The 482-nt window shown below is 62.2% G+C and carries 1 pseudogene; it reads right to left on the reverse strand.

The annotated features are described in order from the left end of the window. A pseudogene (locus JHD63_RS22840) lies at positions 1–427 on the reverse strand (transposase); the annotation flags it as partial. Between the last annotated feature and the right edge of the window lie 55 nt (positions 428–482).

Here is a 482-nt window from a genome sequence, read left to right on the forward strand (position 1 = left end):
ATGCCCTGGCAGTCCGTGATCAGGTGGCGCTTGCTGCCGAGTTTGCCCCGGTCCGTGGGGTTGGGCCCCGTGTGTGGGCCCCCCGGGGGCTGGGCACGCTGGCCCCATCCACGCTTACCCGGCTGAAGTCGAGCTTGTCGGCATTGCGCAACTCGCCCAGCAAAGCCAGATGCAGGTTGTGCCACACCCCTGCAGCCTGCCAATCGCGCAACCGCCTCCAGCAAGTCATGCCACTGCCCCTGCCCAGTTCCTGGGGGAGCTCTTCCCAGGGGATGCCCGTGCGCAGCACAAAAAGAATGCCATTGAGGGCCAATTCGTCACTCAGTCGCGGTCTGCCTCCCTTGGGCGAAGGCTTCACGACTGGCAGCAACGGCTTGATCTTTTTGTACAACACCGCGCTAACTTCCTTGTTTCTTTTCTTTCCCATGCACCGTCAACGCGCATCCCGCGCTTGGCGATGACAGGCTTTTGTTAGCCGCTCT

Origin of the sequence: Xylophilus sp. ASV27, from assembly GCF_016428875.1 — a bacterium.
Classification (GTDB): Bacteria; Pseudomonadota; Gammaproteobacteria; order Burkholderiales; family Burkholderiaceae_C; genus Xylophilus.